Annotated in this window: 19 protein-coding genes and 1 pseudogene; 14 read left to right on the plus strand and 6 right to left on the minus strand. The window is 45.0% G+C overall.

Translation table 11 applies throughout. From position 1 onward, the window contains the following. Positions 1 to 22: 22 nt before the first annotated feature. The 3 genes from gpsA to A6301_RS09580 all read right to left on the minus strand — a co-directional run bounded on the left by gpsA (position 23) and on the right by A6301_RS09580 (position 2,131). Entirely contained in the window at positions 23 to 1,042 is a 1,020-nt protein-coding gene (gene gpsA, locus A6301_RS09570; protein WP_107169093.1) for an NAD(P)H-dependent glycerol-3-phosphate dehydrogenase, read from the minus strand. Further along, a complete protein-coding gene (secB, locus tag A6301_RS09575; RefSeq protein WP_014913761.1) occupies positions 1,042 to 1,512 on the minus strand; it encodes a protein-export chaperone SecB in 471 nt (156 codons plus the stop codon). The genes gpsA and secB overlap by 1 nt, the downstream gene beginning before the upstream one ends. 187 nt (positions 1,513 to 1,699) lie before the next feature. Beyond that, on the minus strand, positions 1,700 to 2,131 hold the full coding sequence (locus A6301_RS09580; protein ID WP_015842174.1) for a rhodanese-like domain-containing protein: 432 nt from the start codon (positions 2,129 to 2,131) through the stop codon (positions 1,700 to 1,702). Positions 2,132 to 2,375: 244 nt separating this feature from the next. On the opposite strand from A6301_RS09580, the gene envC reads away from it, so the two are divergent. Further along, the gene (gene envC, locus A6301_RS09585) at positions 2,376 to 3,677 is read left to right on the plus strand and encodes a murein hydrolase activator EnvC (RefSeq protein WP_107169092.1); all 1,302 of its coding nucleotides are present in this window, start codon (positions 2,376 to 2,378) and stop codon (positions 3,675 to 3,677) included. Between the two features lie 2 nt (positions 3,678 to 3,679). Continuing rightward, the gene (locus A6301_RS09590) at positions 3,680 to 4,627 is read left to right on the plus strand and encodes a divergent polysaccharide deacetylase family protein (RefSeq protein WP_234257658.1); all 948 of its coding nucleotides are present in this window, start codon (positions 3,680 to 3,682) and stop codon (positions 4,625 to 4,627) included. Positions 4,628 to 4,653: 26 nt separating this feature from the next. Here the strand turns inward: A6301_RS09590 and tdh are convergent, their stop codons facing one another. Both tdh and A6301_RS09600 read right to left on the minus strand, forming a co-directional pair. Beyond that, on the minus strand, positions 4,654 to 5,685 hold the full coding sequence (tdh, locus tag A6301_RS09595) for an L-threonine 3-dehydrogenase (protein ID WP_234257660.1): 1,032 nt from the start codon (positions 5,683 to 5,685) through the stop codon (positions 4,654 to 4,656). Positions 5,686 to 5,695: 10 nt separating this feature from the next. Further along, positions 5,696 to 6,892: a glycine C-acetyltransferase gene (locus tag A6301_RS09600; protein ID WP_234257661.1), complete on the minus strand. Its 1,197-nt coding sequence runs from the start codon at positions 6,890 to 6,892 to the stop codon at positions 5,696 to 5,698. A gap of 242 nt (positions 6,893 to 7,134) precedes the next feature. Between A6301_RS09600 and rfaD the strand changes: the two genes are divergently transcribed. The 12 genes and pseudogenes from rfaD (at position 7,135) to A6301_RS09660 (ending at position 19,798) form a co-directional block, all read left to right on the plus strand. Further along, the gene (rfaD, locus tag A6301_RS09605) at positions 7,135 to 8,067 is read left to right on the plus strand and encodes an ADP-glyceromanno-heptose 6-epimerase (RefSeq protein WP_107169088.1); all 933 of its coding nucleotides are present in this window, start codon (positions 7,135 to 7,137) and stop codon (positions 8,065 to 8,067) included. A 23-nt stretch (positions 8,068 to 8,090) separates the two neighbouring features. Then, the gene (gene rfaF / locus A6301_RS09610; RefSeq protein WP_234257662.1) at positions 8,091 to 9,140 is read left to right on the plus strand and encodes an ADP-heptose--LPS heptosyltransferase RfaF; all 1,050 of its coding nucleotides are present in this window, start codon (positions 8,091 to 8,093) and stop codon (positions 9,138 to 9,140) included. Beyond that, positions 9,137 to 10,120: a lipopolysaccharide heptosyltransferase RfaC gene (gene rfaC / locus A6301_RS09615; protein ID WP_234257663.1), complete on the plus strand. Its 984-nt coding sequence runs from the start codon at positions 9,137 to 9,139 to the stop codon at positions 10,118 to 10,120. The genes rfaF and rfaC overlap by 4 nt, the downstream gene beginning before the upstream one ends. 26 nt (positions 10,121 to 10,146) lie before the next feature. After that, entirely contained in the window at positions 10,147 to 11,400 is a 1,254-nt protein-coding gene (locus tag A6301_RS09620) for an O-antigen ligase family protein (protein WP_234257664.1), read from the plus strand. 235 nt (positions 11,401 to 11,635) lie between these two features. After that, positions 11,636 to 12,706: a lipopolysaccharide core heptosyltransferase RfaQ gene (gene rfaQ / locus A6301_RS09625; RefSeq protein WP_234257665.1), complete on the plus strand. Its 1,071-nt coding sequence runs from the start codon at positions 11,636 to 11,638 to the stop codon at positions 12,704 to 12,706. Next, on the plus strand, positions 12,703 to 13,818 hold the full coding sequence (locus A6301_RS09630) for a glycosyltransferase family 4 protein (protein ID WP_234257666.1): 1,116 nt from the start codon (positions 12,703 to 12,705) through the stop codon (positions 13,816 to 13,818). The genes rfaQ and A6301_RS09630 overlap by 4 nt, the downstream gene beginning before the upstream one ends. Before the next feature lie 77 nt (positions 13,819 to 13,895). Continuing rightward, a complete protein-coding gene (gene waaO, locus A6301_RS09635) occupies positions 13,896 to 14,906 on the plus strand; it encodes a lipopolysaccharide 3-alpha-galactosyltransferase (protein ID WP_234257667.1) in 1,011 nt (336 codons plus the stop codon). Between the two features lie 52 nt (positions 14,907 to 14,958). Continuing rightward, the gene (locus A6301_RS09640) at positions 14,959 to 15,975 is read left to right on the plus strand and encodes a glycosyltransferase (RefSeq protein ID WP_234257668.1); all 1,017 of its coding nucleotides are present in this window, start codon (positions 14,959 to 14,961) and stop codon (positions 15,973 to 15,975) included. 20 nt (positions 15,976 to 15,995) lie between these two features. Beyond that, positions 15,996 to 16,892, plus strand: a complete 897-nt coding sequence (gene yibB, locus A6301_RS09645) for a protein YibB (RefSeq protein ID WP_205540508.1) — start codon at positions 15,996 to 15,998, stop codon at positions 16,890 to 16,892. An 81-nt stretch (positions 16,893 to 16,973) separates the two neighbouring features. Continuing rightward, positions 16,974 to 17,781: pseudogene (locus A6301_RS09650) on the plus strand (CatB-related O-acetyltransferase). Between the two features lie 189 nt (positions 17,782 to 17,970). Further along, entirely contained in the window at positions 17,971 to 18,759 is a 789-nt protein-coding gene (locus A6301_RS09655; RefSeq protein WP_205540509.1) for a hypothetical protein, read from the plus strand. A gap of 64 nt (positions 18,760 to 18,823) precedes the next feature. Then, on the plus strand, positions 18,824 to 19,798 hold the full coding sequence (locus A6301_RS09660; RefSeq protein ID WP_205540510.1) for a hypothetical protein: 975 nt from the start codon (positions 18,824 to 18,826) through the stop codon (positions 19,796 to 19,798). Positions 19,799 to 19,938: 140 nt separating this feature from the next. On the opposite strand, the gene A6301_RS09665 is transcribed toward A6301_RS09660, so the two are convergent. Next, entirely contained in the window at positions 19,939 to 20,688 is a 750-nt protein-coding gene (locus tag A6301_RS09665) for a glycosyltransferase family 25 protein (RefSeq protein WP_205540511.1), read from the minus strand. Between the last annotated feature and the right edge of the window lie 3 nt (positions 20,689 to 20,691).

Below are 20,691 nucleotides of genomic sequence, written 5' to 3' on the forward strand. Positions count from 1 at the left end.
TTAGAGCATAGAACGACGTGTTTTATAATTTGGCGGTTTCGTCTTTACGCGTACGTCCTAACAGACTCAGCGCGGCCTCTCGGGCATCTTTCCCACAATACAGAACCTGCCAGAGTTGCTCCGTAATCGGCATTTCAACGCCGTAGCGCTGCGCCAATGCCAGAACCTCTTTCGTATTGCGGTATCCTTCAACAACCTGACCAATGCTATCCTGCGCGCTCTGCACATCCATTCCCTGCCCCAACATCATGCCAAAGCGTCGGTTACGGGACTGATTATCAGTACAGGTCAGCACCAGATCGCCAAGCCCAGCCATCCCCATGAAAGTGGTAGGGTCTGCACCCAGTGCGGCTCCAAGCCGGGTCATTTCCGCCAATCCGCGAGTAATCAAAGCGGTACGTGCATTAGCACCAAACCCAATGCCGTCAGACATTCCGGCACCGATAGCAATGACGTTCTTCACCGCGCCGCCCAACTGCACCCCGATAAAATCCGGGTTGCTGTAAACACGGAAGCTCTTCCCGCAATGTAGTAGCCGTTGCAGGTCGTCGGCAAACTCACTGTCCGTTGATGCCAGCGCAATCGCCGTCGGCATACCCGCCGCTAATTCTTTGGCAAATGTCGGACCAGAGACCACCGCAAGCGGAATAGCTTCGCCCAATGCTTCGCGTGCGACATCCTGTAACAAGCGCCCCGTTTCCGCTTCCAGCCCTTTGGTCGCCCACACGATACGCGCATCGGCACGCAAGTGAGGTTTCAACTGACGCAGAACATCACCGAATACGTGGCTCGGCACAACAACCAGCACGTTTCTGCTGGCAGCGAGCGCCTGTGCCAAATTAGTTTCCAACTGTAGGGAATCAGGAAAAGGCACATCAGGCAGGAATGCCTGATTACAGCGAGCGGCCTGTAACGCCTGAATGTGCGTAGGGTTGTGGCCCCACAGCACGACTCGATGGCCATTACGCGCCAGCGTAATGGCTAATGCGGTGCCGTATGAACCGGCACCGATGACGGTCATGGAAGCGTCAGACGCGTTCATCAGGCATCCTGATGCTGCGCAGCGCCTTCACCTTCGGTCTGCTGTTGCAGGTAATTCATGAACAGCGCATCAAAGTTAACCGGCGCCAGGTTCAATTGCGGGAAAGTACCGCGAGAAACCAGGCTGGTGATGCACTCACGCGCGTAAGGGAACAGAATGTTCGGGCAGTATGCGCCCAGGCAGTGCGCCAACTGAGTCCCTTCGATACCGCCAACGGTAAAGATACCACCTTGTTGAACTTCACACAGAAATGCCGTTTCTTCGCCCAGAGATGCCGTTACGGTCACACGCAGTACGACTTCATAGATGTCATCAGCCAGTTGGCTAGAAGCCGTATCCAGATCCAGTTTTACTTCTGGCTGCCATTCCTGTTGGAACACCTGAGGCGCATTCGGCGCTTCGAAAGAGATATCTTTGGTGTAGATACGCTGGATTTGGAAAGCCATTTCTGTGTTGTTTTGTTCAGACATGTTAAGTAATACCCTTTTGTTGGATTTTCTTGACGTCTTCCGTCGTCATAAGTAGGCGGACGTCAGCACATTTTTGTCATTGTCGTACTGCAATCAGCCTGTCGGTTATCCTGCAAAATCGTCGCCATTTTCGCAGTGTATAACTGACGCACATGGCACGATGCGGATAGTTTTACCACAAACCGTTTTATTTGCCGCGGACTAAAGGCAGATTCTCACCGCTCCAGCCAGCCAAACCGTCTTTCAGTACCTGCACACGCTCAAAACCCGCTTTATGCAAGTTCTCGGCCGCTTCGCGTGAAGAGAGGCCGTTGGCGCAGACCACGATAATCGGCTGCGACTTATGTTTTTCAAGTTCACCTACGCTGCCGTTTTTAATGTCGTTCGGCAACAGGTTAAATGCGCTGGCAATATGGCCACGGCGATAGTCGTCACGGTTACGGATATCAACGACGACAGCATCTTCTTTATTAATCAGTCGGATCGCTTCACCACGAACCACTTCTTTCACGTTCGACAGTTTACTCTTCACAGTAAGTACAATTACCGCAACCAACAGCGCAACCCAGGCGATGCTCAAAATAGGGTTCTTGCTAACGAATGGCATAATCTCTTGCATGGGGTGTAACGGCTCCCGGATCAGTTAAGCAACAAAAATATAAGGTTCCTGAGTATACCTGCGCGATACGGCAATTACAGCCAGTAAGCCAACATAGCGTATCGAATCTGCGGCGCGCTTTCCATTTATCTATCATTGATACGCATAGACATGCGCCTTTGTGCCATGCTTGTCACGTCTGGAAATAGAAATCAGACAAGAGACAACTGGTAAGCCGCTGTTCATCGTGGAATAATTTATCGATATGAGTAAAAACGCGTTATTTGTACAGAGTCGAGTAGCATGTAGCGCCGATCGCCAGTTATCCGCATTACACAGGCTACTCACCCGCTGCGTCAGCGCGCTCTGCGTTGGCGTTTTGCTGTTGCCCGCGCTCGGCCAAGCGGAAGATAACCAGGCACAGCTTAAGACCCTGCAACAAGATATCGCCGCGAAAGAAAAAAGCGTCCAACAGCAGCAACAGCAGCGCAGCACCTTAGTGCAGCAGTTGAAAAAGCAGGAGCAGTCTATCTCTCAGGCCAGTCGTCAACTGCATGAAACGCGCAATACGCTGTCTACGCTCAATAAAGAATTAACCAGCCTCAGTGCCTCTATCGCAAAACTGCAATCTCAGCAGGATAAGCAACAAACGCTTCTCTCCCGTCAGTTGGATGCCGCCTTCCGACAAGGCCAGCACAGTGCGCTGCAGCTCATGCTGAGCGGAGAAGAAAGTCAGCGCAATGAGCGCATCCTCGCTTACTTCGGCTACCTGAATGAAGCACGGCAGAAATCTATCAACGAATTGCAGCAAACCCGCGTAGAGCTGGCTAATCAAAAACGTCAGTTGGAACAAAAACAGACGCAGCAAAAAACGCTATTAAGTGACCAACAACAGCAACAGCAAACGCTGGAACAGGCACAGTCCGACCGGAAGAAAACGCTGTCGACGCTGGAAAGCTCGCTGGAAAAAGATCAGCAGCAGTTGACGGAACTGCGCCAGAATGAAACCCGCTTACGCGACCAGATCGCCCGCGCCGAGCGAGAAGCAAAAGCCCGTGCCGAACGGGAGGCACGCGAGGCCGCCAAGGTTCGTGCCAAAGAAGAGCAGGCCAAACGCAGTGGGAGCAGTTACAAACCCACTGAAGGTGAGCGCTCACTTATGGCGCGCACTGGCGGTTTAGGCCGACCTTCTGGTCAAGCTATCTGGCCAGTTAACGGGCGTATTGAGCACCGTTTCGGCGAGCCGCTACAGGGTGAGCTACGCTGGAAAGGTCTGGTCATTACCGCACCGGAAGGGACTGAAGTGAAATCTATCGCCGATGGCACGGTGTTGATGGCCGACTGGCTACAAGGTTACGGACTGGTGGTGGTCGTGCAGCATGGTAAAGGTGATATGAGCCTGTATGGCTATAACCAGAGCGCGTTGGTTTCCGTTGGTACTCAGGTCAAGGCCGGTCAAGCCATTGCGTTAGTCGGCACCAGCGGCGGGCAGAGCAAACCTGGACTGTATTTTGAAATCCGTCGCCAGGGTCAGGCGGTCAATCCACAACCTTGGCTGGGAAGATAGTCTTGTCTTATTTAACCAAAACACCGTTATTGGCATTGAGTCTGTTAGCGCTTTCTCCTTTGGCACTGGCCGGAAAGCTTTCCATCGTGATCGATGATTTTGGCTATCGCCCACATAATGAGAACCAGATTCTGGCGATGCCGACGGCAATTTCCGTCGCGGTATTGCCCAACGCACCGTATGCCCGTGAGATGGCAACCAAAGCCCACCAGCAAGGGCGCGAAGTGCTAATCCACCTACCGATGGCGCCAATGAGCAAGCAGCCGCTGGAGCGTGACACGCTACGCCCAGATATGAGCAGTGACGAAATTCAGCGCATCATTCGCCAATCGGTCAATAACGTGCCTTACGCCGTGGGGTTGAATAACCATATGGGCAGCGCGATGACCGCCAGCCTGCCCGGTATGCAAAAAGTCATGCAGGCGCTGAGTGCCTATCAGCTCTACTTCCTTGATAGCATGACCATTGGCAGCAGCCAATCGAGTCAGGCTGCGGCAGGAACGGGCGTCAAAGTCATCAAACGCAAAGTCTTTCTGGATGACTCGCAAAACGAAGCCGAGATTCGCAAACAGTTTACCCGTGCGGTGCAAATCGCCCGTCGTAGCGGTTCCGCTATCGCTATCGGGCACCCACATCCTTCAACCATCCGTGTCTTGCAGCAGATGCTGCCCACGCTGGATGCCGATATTGTCTTAGTGCGTCCCAGCCAGTTGCTGAATGAACCAACGCGGCAGTATGAACCTCAGCCGCAGCCGCCAGTCAAACCGCGTAACCCGTTCCGTGGCATACCGCAGTGCCAAGTCAAACAGCCGCCGGAACCGGTGAAGAACGATGTGTTCTTCAAGCTAGTGAGCAGTAGCATTCAGGAAAGTGCACCCGTGCTGTTTATCAAGCACCGCTGGCAGACCTGGATTGCCCCAGCCGACACCGAAACACACAAGCAGCCGTAATGCCGCGTGGACTCGCTACGGCAGGGTTACTCTTCATCCCAATTGAGAATAACCTTGCCCGACTGACCCGAGCGCATGGCATCGAACCCTTTCTGAAATTCATCAATGGGAAAGCGGTGGGTGATAATCGGTGACAAATCCAGCCCAGACTGAATCAGTGCCGACATTTTGTACCAGGTTTCGAACATTTCCCGTCCGTAGATCCCTTTGATAAATAGCCCTTTAAAAATCACCTCTCCCCAATCAATCGACATCGGTTCATGCGGAATGCCCAGCATGGCAATGCGACCACCGTGATTCATCGCTTTCAGCATGGCACGAAAGGCCGAGGGTGCGCCCGACATCTCTAACCCAATATCAAACCCCTCGGTCATGCCTAGTTCTATCATTACATCGGCCAGTTTTTCCTCTGCCACATTGACGGCGCGCGTTGCGCCCATTTTGCTGGCTAACGCCAGGCGATACGCGTTCACATCGGTAATCACGACATTCCTTGCGCCAACGTGACGGCACACCGCCGCCGCCATCATGCCGATCGGTCCCGCTCCGGCAATCAACACATCTTCTCCCACTAAGTCGAAGGAAAGTGCGGTATGCACGGCGTTGCCGAAAGGATCGAAAATGGCAGCCAGCTCGTCAGAAATATTGTCGGGAATACGAAATGCGTTGTAGGCAGGGATCACCAGATATTCCGCGAACGAACCGGGACGGTTTACTCCAACACCGATGGCATTACGGCATAAGTGACGTCGCCCGGCACGGCAATTGCGACAGTAGCCGCAGGTAATATGCCCTTCGCCCGAGACTCTGTCGCCAATATGAAAGCCGTTAACTTCCTGACCGATAGCGACAATTTCCCCCACGTACTCATGTCCGACGACCATCGGAACGGGAATGGTCTTCTGTGACCATTCGTCCCAGTTATAGATATGCACATCCGTTCCGCAAATCGCGCTTTTGCGGATTTTAATCATGATATCGTTATGTCCGAGCTCCGGCGTGGGGGAATCCACCATCCAGACACCCTCTTCTGGCCGCAGTTTTGCCAATGCTTTCATGACGATATCCTCAGATGATCACACCCAGGCGTTTGCCCACGCGGATAAACGCCTCGACGGCGAATTGGATTTGCTGCGGTGTATGAGCAGCCGACATTTGGGTACGAATACGCGCCTGGCCAAGGGGAACAACAGGGTAGAAAAAGCCCGTGACATAAACGCCTTCCCGCTGTAGTGCCTGCGCAAAATCCTGTGCCAACTGTGCCTCACCCAGCATAACGGGAATAATGGCGTGATCGGCTCCCGCCAGCGTGAACCCTGCGGCGGTCATCTTTTCACGGAATAAACGAGCGTTTGCCCACAGACGCTCACGCCGTTCTCCGCCATGTTCCAACAGAGCCAGCACCTTGAGCGACGCGGTGACAATGGCTGGCGCAAGTGAATTGGAAAACAGATAGGGCCGCGAGCGCTGGCGCAACCAGTCGATCACTTCACGCCTGCCCGCCGTATAGCCGCCTGACGCACCGCCCAGTGCCTTGCCTAACGTGCCAGTGATGATATCGACACGCCCCATTACTCCGCGATGTTCATGCGTCCCACGACCATGTTCACCGACAAACCCCACCGCATGGGAATCATCAACCATCACGAGCGCGTCATAACGATCGGCCAGATCGCAAATTTCCTGCAAATCCGCAATCACGCCGTCCATCGAGAAAACGCCGTCGGTGGCAATCATGATGTGTTTCGCTCCTTCCGCTCTGGCCAATTGCAGCTGTGCTTCCAGTTGGTTCATATCGTTATTGGCGTAACGGTAGCGCCGCGCCTTCGATAGCCGAACACCATCAATGATCGAAGCATGATTGAGCGCATCGGAAATAATCGCATCCTCCGGCCCCATCAGCGTTTCAAACAGCCCGCCGTTGGCATCAAAGCAGGAGGAATAGAGAATCGCGTCCTCCATGCCCAGAAACTCCGCCAGCTTACGCTCCAGCTGTTTGTGGATATCCTGCGTTCCACAGATGAAACGCACCGAAGCCATACCAAAACCGTGGCTGTCCAATCCAGACTTTGCGGCGGTAATCAACTCAGGGCTGTCCGCCAGGCCAAGATAATTATTGGCGCAGAAGTTGAGCAGGCGGTCGCTGCCCATTACCCCGATTTCAGCCTGCTGCGCAGAGGTAATGATGCGCTCCTCCTTGAACACGCCTTCGGTGCGTGCAGCCATAATTTGTGCAGTAAGTTGTTGATAAAACGCGGCAGGCATAGCGTCACTCTCCCATAAAAAGATTGCGTTATGGTTTTTAAGCTAGCGGATGTGGGCAAAAATGCGGGGTAAACAGTCTGAAAATGCTGGCGTCGTCACGGCCTGAATCATCTTAAAAAAGTTGGCGCAACACGGGATAAATTAAGCTCTGGCTGCTTGCGGTAAAATGAAATGCTATTATAGCGGTCATAAACAGTGTGGGGCGCGGTGCCTCACCGGCAAGATTAACAAAGGTCGCGCCCATGATTATCGTTACTGGCGGTGCCGGTTTTATCGGCAGCAATATCGTAAAATCTCTGAATGACATCGGCTATCGGGACATTCTGGTTGTCGATAACCTGAAAGACGGCACCAAATTCGTCAATCTGGTCGATCTGGACATCGCAGATTACATGGATAAAGAAGACTTTATCGCCAGCATCGTTGCAGGTGACGATCTGGGTGATATCGATGCCGTATTCCATGAAGGTGCTTGCTCTTCCACGACAGAGTGGGATGGCAAATACATGATGGATAACAACTATCAGTATTCCAAAGATGTGCTGCACTATTGCCTCGATCGCAGTATTCCGTTCTTGTATGCCTCTTCTGCCGCGACCTACGGTGGTCGCAACGATAACTTCGTCGAAGACCGTCAATACGAGCAGCCGCTGAACGTCTATGGCTATTCCAAATTCCTGTTCGATCAATACGTGCGTGAGATTCTGCCGGAAGCGGAATCACAGATCTGCGGTTTCCGCTATTTCAACGTCTACGGACCGCGTGAAGGTCACAAAGGCAGCATGGCGAGCGTCGCGTTTCACCTGAACAACCAGATCAATCAGGGTGAAAATCCGAAGCTGTTCTCCGGTAGCGAAAATTTCAAGCGTGATTTCATCTACGTCGGTGATGTCGCCGCCGTCAACCTGTGGTTCTGGCAAAACGGTGTTTCCGGCATCTTCAACTGCGGTACCGGCCGTGCCGAGTCCTTCCAGGCCGTTGCCGACGCCACACTTGCCTTCCATAACAAAGGCAGCGTGGAATACATCGAATTCCCTGAGAAGCTGAAAGGTCGCTATCAAGCCTATACGCAGGCCGACCTCACTAACTTGCGTGCTGCGGGCTACGATAAGCCGTTCAAAACCGTCGCCGAAGGCGTAGCGGAATATATGACCTGGCTGAACCGTACCGTTTAATCGGATAAGGATTCATAAGCGGTATGAAAATTTTGGTCATCGGCCCTTCCTGGGTCGGCGATATGATGATGTCGCACAGCCTTTATCGCACATTGAAGGCTGAACACCCGGAAGCGGTCATTGACGTGATGGCACCGGCCTGGTGCCGTCCGCTGCTGGCACGGATGCCGGAAGTCAATCAGGCGTTAGCTATGCCGCTAGGGCACGGCGCACTTGAGCTGGGGGAACGCCGCCGTCTTGGCGTATCGCTGCGTGATGCGGGCTATGATCGCGCTTACGTGTTGCCCAACTCCTTTAAGTCTGCGCTGGTGCCGTTCTTTGCCAACATTCCGCAGCGCACAGGCTGGCGCGGCGAAATGCGTTATGGGCTATTGAACGACGTACGCGTGCTGGATAAAGCCGCCTTTCCGCTGATGGTCCAACGCTACACCGCATTAGGCTACGATCGTAGCCGTATTCATCGTGCAGAGGATCTGCCACAGCCGTTGCTTTGGCCACAGTTACAGGTCAGCCAGACCGAAATTGCGGACATGACGCAGACCTTTGATCTCAGCGATACGCGCCCTATCATCGGTTTTTGCCCTGGTGCCGAATTCGGCCCTGCCAAACGTTGGCCGCATTATCACTATTCAGCCTTGGCGCAATCGCTGATTGAACGCGGCTACCAGATAGCACTGTTCGGTTCAGCCAATGACCACTCGGCCTGTGACGATATCCTTCAGGGATTGACGGAAGATACCCGGCAATATTGCACCAATCTGGCGGGAAAAACCTCGCTGGAACAGGCCGTGGTGCTGATTGCCGCCTGTCATGCTGTCGTCAGCAATGACTCAGGGCTCATGCACGTCGCGGCGGCGCTTCATCGTCCGCTTGTCGCACTTTACGGCCCCAGCAGTCCCGACTTTACTCCGCCGTTATCTCATCAGGCCGAAGTGATTCGCCTGATAACCGGTTATCACCGGGTGCGTAAAGGGGATGCTGAGCAGGGTTATCACCAAAGTTTGATCGATATTCAGCCCGAACGCGTGCTCAGCGCGCTAGATAAATATCTGCTGCCGAGAGCAAATGCATGAGAGTGCTGATCGTGAAAACATCGTCAATGGGCGATGTGCTGCATACTTTACCCGCCTTGACCGACGCGATGCAGGCTATTCCCGGTATCCAGTTCGACTGGGTGGTTGAAGAAGGTTTTGCACAAATTCCAAGCTGGCACCCGGCGGTTTCCCGCGTGATTCCGGTAGCGATCCGCCGCTGGCGCAAAAGCTGGTTCAGCGCCCCGATTCGTCAAGAACGTGCAGAATTTAAGCGTCAATTACGCCAGTATCGCTATGATGCCGTTATTGACGCACAAGGGCTGATTAAAAGCGCGCTGCTGGTAACACGACTCGCCAACGGAAAGAAACACGGATTGAACTGCAAGAGCGCACGTGAGCCGCTGGCAAGCTGGTTTTATAACTATCGCCATCCGGTAAGCCGTCGGCAACACGCCGTAGAGCGCGTACGAGAATTGTTTGCCGCGAGTCTAGGCTATAGAAAACCCACTGAACGCGGCGATTATGCGATTGCCCAGCGCTTCCTCTCTCAATTACCCGCAGATGCCAATCGCTATCTGGTGTTTCTCCATGCCACCACGCGTGATGAAAAGCACTGGCCTGAAATGCACTGGCGTGAACTCATTGCCCTATTGGCACCGAGTGGGCTGCGTATCAAACTCCCCTGGGGAGCGGAACATGAGCACCAGCGTGCATTACGGCTGGCGGAAGGGTTCCCACACGTTGAAGTCTTACCACGTCTGACGCTGCAACAGGTCGCCGAGGTGCTGGCAGGCGCTAACGCTGTCGTCTCCGTCGATACCGGGCTTAGCCACCTAACTGCAGCGCTGGATCGCCCGAATATCACGCTGTACGGACCGACCGATCCAGGGCTGATTGGCGGTTATGGGATGAACCAGGTGGTGGAAATGTCTGAAAGCCAGAAAATGGAGACAATTCCCGCTAGCCTCGTCCATCAGAAATTAGAGAAGCTGATAGAATTACCTGCATCAGGCGAGTGATATCGCTCCCGACTGTGAACAAATACATGCTTAATGAATTAAGGTACGAACTGGGCAAAACGCCCAGTATAAGTTCGGCTGTCGCACTTAACGCCGTCTTCCCCGGCTGTTTACTCACATTAGCCATTATGCCATTTAGTAGCATTCTTGCCGGATGGCTTTTTTATCTCACTGCCACGCTATCCGTTTTCTATGTAGTGACACACCTAAAAGCTATCGTGGGCGCTAAGCGACGTCTACTTATTCCACTTTGCCTGCTCGCTATCGGTATAACCAACCTCATTTGGTATCACCACTATTATCAACCCGATAGTCTTTTCCCCTATGTGTATAACGCCTACAAGACATCTGCGCACGCCGGGATTTTGGGCGCGTTTATCCTGCTGACGGCACTGCATATCACCCAAAAACAACGAAAGCAGTCGCTCTTCTACATCATCGCAATTTGTGTATTAGCGCTAGGTTATGCGTTCTATCAGTCGCTGTTCAGTGGAATGCATCGCATTGGGTTGATATTTGGCACGGCAACCAGCGCCGCCTATTTTCTTACTTTTATTGGTGCGTTAAGCGCACAGGCGCTGCTGAAGCTCGATTCAACCTATAAGTATTATCTCTATCTGGTACATTTTCTGTTAGTCACGATAGCCATTCTACTGACAGAAACCCGGGCAGCTATGTTTGTCTACCCTATTGTGGGCGCAACCATTTTATTGTCAGAAGTCAGACACGATAAACGTTTGTTCATAAAGGCATTCATTGGTTCAGTAACAACACTTCTCCTATGCTTATTCCTGTTTCAGGAGACGATTCATCAACGCGTCAACGACCTGTTCAACGACGTACATAGCTACAGCATGAATAACAGCAAAACATCAGTGGGTGCGCGCATCGCCATGTACCAATCTGGTATAGAAGCAGGAGAAGACGCATTATTGGGGCAATCTGCCGAACAGCGTGCCGCCCAGATCATTACACAAGCGGAACAAAAGCCGAGTTTAGCGGGTGCTGTCGAGTATCTGAATGTCCATCTACATAATGAAGTGGTTGATGCCTTTTCCCTTAAAGGGTTACCGGGGGCGATATTACTAATATTGCTCTATGCCTCCTTATTCTATTTTTCATTTTTTGTTCTACGCAGCCACCTCTCTGTCGCGCTACTTTTTGCTCTGATTATGTATGGACTTAGCGATGTCATCCTTTATTCACGGGATATGCTTATTACGTGGCTAATGACGTTTTGCCTTGGCACAACGCTGACCGGAAAATGGTTAAAGAATTAACCCTGTTATAATTAGCAGGTGGCAATAGCATTTACCCCTGTGAGAGAAATGTGGGTTCTAGTACCATACGGAGGTTTAGCACAATATGTGCTGTAGCAACATCGCGAGATAAATTTGCGTTCCGCAAATCGCTATGAAGTCTTGAATCATCTCAGTTAACTGGTAGCTGTCGAGCCAGGGGCGGTAGCATACCCGCAATAAAATAATAACCTTTTGATTAAATGAAGGAAAACGAGTGAGTCAACGCATCATTTCTTATCACCGGATTCTTGTAGTAAAGCTCAGATATCATGGCGATATGCTGCTGACCACTCCGCTCATCAGCACGCTGAAAGCAAATTATCCTGACGCCAAAATCGACGTATTGCTGTACCAGGATACGATGCCAATTCTCTCCGCAAACCCAGAGATACATCAGATTTATGGGCTCAAGAGAAAGACTGGCACGCTTTTAGAAAAAATCCGTAATTTCACAGAAACCAGGCAAGCGCTTAAACAAAATAATTACGATCTGATCGTCAATCTAGCTGACCAGTGGCCGATTGCTCTATTAGTCAAATCATTGGGATGTCGCAGTATTGCTCTTGATCGGGGCAATAACCTGAAAGGAAAGATATGGCGTTCATTTTTCAGTGATTGCGTTCCGCCAATAGGCGCGCATATTGTTGAGCAAAATCTTTATCTCCTCACCCCGCTCAACTTACCAGCGTCAAATACGCGCTCCCGGTTATCCCTGTATTATCGTCAGGAAGATGCCCAAAGCATCATAAATCAACGCCCTACACTGTTAACGCAGCGCTACGTTGTCATCCAACCCACAACTCGCCAATACTACAAATACTGGGACAACGACAAATTCGCTCAGGTCATTGATTATCTTAAAACCAAAAATCTGGAAGTCGTTTTAACCTGTGGTCCTTCTGAAGACGATTTAAATGTGGTGCAAGATATTCACGCACAGTGCACACATAAACCCGATATGACCTTCGCAGGTAAAACGAGTTTTCTGGAGTTGGCCGCACTCATTGACAACGCTGTATTGTATATCGGCGTAGACTCGGCCCCGATGCATATGGCGGCCGCGTTGGATACACCACTCGTAAGCTTATTTGGTCCAACAGACTATAAATTATGGCGTCCGTGGTGCGAACACTATAAACAGATTTGGGCCGGCGAATACCAACAGATGCCAGCCCAACAGAATTACGATCAGACTGTTAAGTATTTATCCTGCATTCCTGCGGAAGATGTCATTCAGGCATCAGAACAGATGTTGAATACTACGCCGCAAAGAGATAGCCAATGAAAATCGCCTTCTGTGTCTATAAATACTTTCCTTTCGGCGGGCTACAGCGGGATTTTCTAAGCATCGCACAAACCTGCCAAAAACAAGGCCACGAGATTCGCGTTTACACGAGCGAATGGCAAGGTGACAAACCAGAAGGGTTCGACATCGTTCTCGTACCGATATCAGGACTCGGTAACCATACTCGCCATCGCCGTTTTTCCGACTGGATACAACGCCATTTACAGAAACACCCTGCCGATCGCGTTGTCGGGTTTAGCAAAATGCCAGGGCTGGACTTCTACTATGCCGCAGAGGGATGTACGGCAGAAAAAGCGGTTCAGGAAAAAGGCTTTTTTTATCGACTAACACCCCGCTACCGCGGATATGCGGCGCTAGAACGCGATGTGTTCGATAGAAACAGCCACACGCGTATGCTGATGCTAACACCGCGGCAAATTGCCCATTTTCAGAAGCATTACGGCACACAGGATGAACGCTTCTTTATGCTGCCCCCAGGTATTTCATCGGATAGAAAGTACAGCACGCGTTCTCCAGATACGCGTACTCAATTTCGCCAGCAGCATAAGCTGGATGAAAACGGATTCGTTCTGTTACAGGTAGGCTCCGACTTCAAACGTAAGGGCGTTGGCCGCAGCCTGATCGCTATCGCTAGCTTGCCACAGGAATTACGTCAACAGGTCGTGCTGCTCGTTGTCGGCCAAGACGATCCAAAACCGTTTCAACAGCAGGCTGAACAACTCGGTATCGGTAAACAAATACATTTCTTTTCAGGTCGAGACGATATTCCTGACTTTATGGCAGCGGCGGATCTGTTACTGCATCCGGCTCATCAGGAAGCAGCCGGCATTGTCTTGCTCGAAGCTATCGCAGCAGGATTGCCGATACTCGTTACCGATGCATGCGGTTATGCTTTTTACATTGAGCGCTCGCAGGCAGGACAAGTTATTTCCGAGCCTTTTAGCCAGACAGAACTGAATCACGCGTTATCACACGCGCTCAGTCAGCCAAAAACGCTCAAACAGTGGGCGGAAAATGCCCGCCACTTTGCCGACACGGAAGATATTTATAGTCTGCCAGAAAAAGCAGCGCAGTTGATTATCGAATCATAATGAGAAATAAAAACATATTCTGACCTGTTTCTTACAACACGTTATTCTCTTCGCTATTCATCCAACACGGTAAGCGCATGTACTTTGACAAAGAAAAAGTCATAAAAAGTGTACACTCATTCTCCTATTCTAAAAAAGATGCCGAGTTAGACATAGCCTTTGGCACTGATGAAAAATTCATTTATGGCTGCGCCATCGCTATCGCATCTATTTTATTAAAGAATCCGGATTACTGTTTATCCTTTCACGTGTTTACCGACAAACTCAGTGATGGTGATAAAGCCAGATTTCAAGAGATGGCAGAGCAATACAATACAACCATTAACATTTATATCGTTGATTGTTATTGGTTAAAAACGTTACCAGAAACAAAACTCTGGAGCTATGCCATTTATTTTCGTTTTATTATTGCCGACTATTTCTATCAGATACTCGATAGAGTTCTCTACCTTGATGCGGACATTATATGTAATGGCTCGTTGCAAGAATTAATAAAATTAGATATTAGTAGCCATATTACCGCTGCTGTTTTAGATGGTGATAGCAGTTGGTGGGAAAACCGTGCACAAAAGCTTCAACATCCTGAACTCAGCAATGGCTACTTTAATTCCGGCGTTTTGTTAATTGAAATAAACAACTGGCATCAAGCATCTGTAACAGAAAACAGCATGCGTTTTTTGATCGATCCAGAGATGAAGAAAGTCATTACTCATCCTGATCAGGATGTTTTAAATATACTTTTGGCAGGGAAATTTTATCAACTGGGCTATAAATACAACACCCAGTTTAGTATTAATTATGAATTAAAATACAGTCATGGCGAGTCTGCTCCTATGCCGATTTCCAATGAGACTATTTTTATTCATTACATTGGCCCTACTAAGCCCTGGCATAAATGGGCTGCTAATTACACTTGCACAAAATATTTTTTAAACGCCAAAGACAATTCGCCATGGGGAAATGAGCCTCTCTTAGAGGCTGTGACAGCAAGTAACATGCGATATTGTGCTAAGCATCAGTTTCATAACAGCCAATTCATTTCTGGCACAATTAGCTACTTAAAATATTTTTATAAAAAAGCATTTTAAAAACGAACGCTAAAGTCCAAACGCTAAATTTTTCTTCTTTTAAGGTGATGTAATGGTCTTTTCATCGCATATTAATGTTCTTTCAGTTTTCGAAAATAGACATCAGCCAATCGCCGATAATGACACTCTAAACGTTGCTTATGGTATAGATAAAAATTATGCTATTGGTTGTGGAATATCAATAGCATCAATTCTCATCAATAATGACATCGATTTTACATTCCATGTTTTTTCTGATGATTTTGATGATGACTTTATTAAAAAATTAAATGTTCTTGCTGAAAAATTCAAAACTAAAATCGTCTTATATAAAATAAATTCTGAAATGTTAAAAACATTGCCTTGTACTGATATTTGGTCGCATGCGATGTATTTCAGGTTATTAGCTTTTTCCCACCTTTCAGAAAAAATATCAAATCTCCTTTATCTTGATGCTGATGTAATGTGCAAAGGTTCTTTAGCACAGCTTCACAAGTTGGATACGGCACCACATGTTGCGGCCGTAATTCGTGATTTACCTGAAACACAAAAAAAATCAGCAAATCGATTAAAGATTGCTGCCTTAGAAGGGAAGTATTTTAACTCTGGCGTTTTATTCGTAAATTTAACTATCTGGAATGAATTGGATTTAACACAAAAGATATTTGATAAATTAATAAGTGGTGAAGAGTCAATCCAATATCCAGATCAAGATGTCATGAATATATTATTACACGGTAACGTAACCTTCCTTCCCAGGGAATATAATACTATTTATTCTATAAAAAATGAGTTGAAAGATCCAAGCCATCAAAAATATAAAGAAATCATAAAAAATACGACTATTCTCATACACTATACAGGTGTAACTAAGCCTTGGCACAAATGGGCAAACTATCCGTCAACATCATACTTTCAACACGCTCAGCAAGAGTCTCCCTGGTCAGTCAACGACCTAAAGGATGCCAGTAGCTTTGTAGAAAGAAAAAAGGAATATAAACATTTATTAAAACAACATAAATATCTTTCAGGATTAGCAGCCTCCTTTTCATACGGAATAAAAAAGCTATTAATCAAGATAAAAAATTAATATATTATTAGGATTTTTAAATGACATCTTCTATTACTATAGTTACTGCATTTTTTGATATAGGAAGAGGAAATTGGACCACTGAAAACGGGTACTCTCCATATTTCCATAGAACAAGTCAAACTTACCTTGACTATTTCAAAAATCTTGCAACCCTTGAAAACGACATGGTTATTTTTACTTCAAAGGAGTTTGAGGATAAAATAAGAAAAATTAGAGGCGAAAGGCCAACAAAAATAATAGTAATGAATCCTGTCAAGAGATTAATTAAATTAAGAGAAAAAATAAAAAAAATTCAAGATTCTGATAAATTTAAGTCATTATTAAATAAAGAACAATCTATTAGCCCAGAGTACTTCTCCCCAGATTATATTTTAGTTTGTAATCTTAAAAGCTACTTTGTATCTAAAGCAATAAATTTAGAACTAGTTAAAACAGAAAGTGTGGCGTGGGTTGATTTTGGATATTGCAGAGATTTAAAAACATTAAATAATATTGTGAGATGGGATTATCACTTCCCAGAAGAGAAAATTAACTTCTTCACGATAAAAAAAGGACTGAAAGTAAATTCCTTAGATGATGTTTTTGATAAAATGTTAAACAACGATGTTTATATAATAGGAGGGGCCATAGTTGGAAAAAAAGAAAAATGGAATGAGTTTTCTCGTCTCGTCTGGGCTTGCCAGCGATTGACATTAAAAAGAAAGATGATAGACGATGATCAAGGAATTTTCATCATGTGCTACTACAAAAGAAATGACTTGATAAAACTTAATTATCTCGGTAAAAACAATTGGTTTTATTTATTTAAAAAATACAACCATAGCCAGTTGATGTTATGGTATATAAAAATTAAATTAATTATATTCTCAAAGTTGGGAAACAACACTGAAAATAAAAAATCTCTGAATAGTTAATTATATAAATCCAATCTTACATATTATAATTAAAAATATAAAGATCACCACACCAATGATTTATTAACGAACTATATAAAAATGACTAAGAATTTATTTTCTTTCAAAGACTATAAAAAAACTCGACTCTACTTTCCGCTGAGCAAAAAGTCACTATGAATATAGTATGGATAACAAAATATTCCTTAGTCATGTGAGCAATAAAACTCACGAAGAAAATAATATATTTTCATTTAGAAAAGGAGATAATATTGAAATTTATGGCAATGTTTTTTCCGAAAAATATTCAATAATGGCACATCGATTTTTTTCTAGCCTAGGCGCGTTTTTGTTCCCAACATGCTCCTTCCGGGTAACGTAAAAATGGGTAGATTTCGTAGTATTGCCAGTAATGTAAAAATCATGGGTGGCAGTCATCCAATAGATGGATTTACAACACACATGCTTACTTATAATAGAAATTATGATGAGTATGCAAAAGAAAATTTAATGGCATATGGATATTGAAAGATTTTTACACACCCTAGAATTAGTCATTGGTCATGGTGTTTGGATTGCAAATGATGGTGTTTTAAAGGGGGGATAACTGTAGGCGATGGGGCAGAGATTGCTACCAATTCTGTGGTTACAAAATATGTCCCACTATACGCTGTAAGTAGCAGGCATCCCAGCAAAAATAATCAAGTACAGATTTAGTCGCGATATTATTAAATCTAAAGTCGTGGAATTACAGGTACACAGACCCACCTGATAACAAAAATTGCGATAACGTAAATTACTTCATAGATGAGTTAAAAACGAAATATCAAGTCTCAGTATAGAAGAACATCAATATAATAAATTCAATCTTTCAAAATATTTTTTAAAATTATCAAACGTAACCATCTGACACTAATAACCCGCAATAATCGTCTGGCACATAAAACTATCTGCTCTCACGTTCAATTGAGGTACATAAAAAAGTGTTCGGAACCTTCATAGGAAAATACATTTTCTAATAATTGGTAATCACTACCAAATATTTTATAATTAGAGAAAAGTATTGGGTATAGCAACGTTTAGTTAAATGGAGTAATTCATGACCGACACTTTCCTACCTAATTATAGCAATGTTCGAATACTATCGTTGTATTGGAATAATGTAGACCCACGTTTAGTTAATGCACAACGGCAAGTCTTTAATAAATTAGGTTTTCATATTGAACAACAAAACCGCCACAATGTAGATCATGCAATATGGATGATGGAAATATTTGACAATGCATCAGATGATGATGTAATTATTATCGTTGATATTGACTGCATTCCTTTAAACTCAGCAGCAGTACAAAAAGCAATAGCCAGTGCACGTAATGGCCGGATTTATGGTTGTACGCAATCAGCTAATCATATTGATTATCATTATATTTATGTAGCTCCAATGTTTCTTGCTTTAACAGGAAAAACATGGCGTGGCATAGGATGTCCATCATTAATTGCAGATACCGAGTTTGATGTTGCTGGTAGGATAACATTAGCAGGAAAAAATGCTAACTACACGATAGATTTCGTTTACCCAACTATTTCTGCTGTCCCTAAATGGTTATTAGGTGACAGTCATGTGTATGGATTATTTACGATATATAATAACGATTACTTGCATCTATTCGAGTCAAGAAATAAATTTCTTATTGAATGTTTTATCGATTTATCTGATGAAATAATTCGAGCAGGCGGTAACATAGACTATCGAAAATATGTGGTAAAAGCATCAGAAGAAAGTCATAGTTCATATTTAAAAAATTATTTAGACAAGAAAAATATTTTAAAAAAAATAAAAAGAGAGTGGTCTCGATTCAAGAAAAGGAGATTAGTTAAACACCCTTAAATAATTATCTAATGAAGCATCTATTTTGCTATTAATAAATATAAAATTTCACTTTGGTAAATATATGAAAGTCATATTCCATGAAAATCAATTGTGTTATCGAGGAACAACCAATGCAATGTTCCATTATGCGTTAGAAAATCAACGAGCTCTAGGAAATGAATCTATAATTATATATGAAAAAGATAATCCAAATAATTTCCCCCAAGCAGTTGAATTATTCAAAAAAAACTTTGCAGTATATAGTTACTCTCATCTTTCTGAAATAAAAAAAATAATAAAAGAAACGCAATCAGACGTTTTATATGTAATAAACTCAGGTAAAAAATCTGATGTAATTAGTGATGATATTAAAACTGTCGTTCATGCTGTTTTTAAAAATCATGAGCCGCATGGTGATGTATATGCTTATGTCTCGAAATGGCTTTCAGATGAAATGACTTCAGGTAAGGCTCCCTATGTACCTCATATGATATCCTTACCTGATGACGAATCAGATCTGAGAACCACCTTAGGAATTCCTAAGGACGCAATTGTTTTCGGTAGACATGGCGGTGCAGAAACATTCGATATAAAATTTGCTAAAAATACTATTAAGAAAATATCAAGAAAGAGGAAGGATATATTTTTCTTATTTCTCGGAACAGATCCGTTCGTTAAAATTAATTTCTTCTATAAATACGATAACATTATTTTTCTTAATGGAACATCAGATCCGAAATATATATCAAAATTTATAAATACATGCGACGCTTATCTTCACGCTAGAACTAACGGAGAAACATTCGGTATAGCTATTGGTGAGTTCTCGATAAAAAACAAACCGATTATAACATGGGGGTTATCCGATGAACGTTGTCATCTTGATATCCTAGGAGATAAGGCAATAATATATAATAACGCTGATGACCTTCACCGTATAATCAGTGAATTTGATAGGGAGTATATGAAAAAACAAGATTGGGATTGTTATACTAAAGAATTTAACAAATTGTCAGTCATGAAAAAATTTGATGATGTTTTTCTAAAAAATAGTTAAAAATAACAAAATTAATATATGTGTATAATGAATCAATCGAAAATAATTTAACTAAAACCACCATGAGTTATAAAATTAATCCACTACCCTAAAAATGCTCTTTATACTGTGCATCTTGAATAGTGGATTCTATATAGTCATTAAGCCTTTTCTTTTTTAAGAAAAATCCTTCTAATATATTTATGATAATATTTTATCACATAATAAAAAGGTTGCTTTTTTATTACTCCCATTTGGTATTTTTCTTTTTCATTTAACAGCAATAATCTTTCAGTCTCTATGGAAGACAGCGATTTATCAATATCATATGCCTTGACTAATTCTTTATTCAACGCATAAACCTTTAATAAAGATACTTGATAAAACCATAGCCATGCATCAGCCACTAATATGACAGGATTATTTATTCGTATAAGTTTTTTAGCAGCCTTACTTGAAATAATATATCCATGAGTACATGATGCATTATAAACCTCATAAAAAAAATAATCTTGGGTGACATTTATTTTTCTATTAGTAAATCTTAATCCTGAAGGGTACAGTAAAAAAACATCTCCTTGCCTCTTGTCTTTAATATTTAAAAACTGTCCTAAAAACACATTAATATCTTGGGGTATTTCAACATCATCTTCTAAGATGAGAGCATAATCGATGTTATCATCTACTATTTTTTTATATATTTTTTGATGACTCAATGCACAACCAATTTCTCCCTTAGAAAGATAATTAATACTAATATGATGAACTTTTGAACTCAACTCACTGTTACTTAGCTCTCTGCCATCAACTGCACTAATTATTTCGTAATCAAGTTTAGCTTTTTTACATTCATCCTGTATCTGATCTTTTTTATTTTTATCTCTCTCCAAGTTTACTACGAATGTCTTCACGGT

Source organism: Pectobacterium sp. IFB5596 (assembly GCF_021432585.1).
GTDB lineage: Bacteria > Pseudomonadota > Gammaproteobacteria > Enterobacterales > Enterobacteriaceae > Pectobacterium > Pectobacterium punjabense.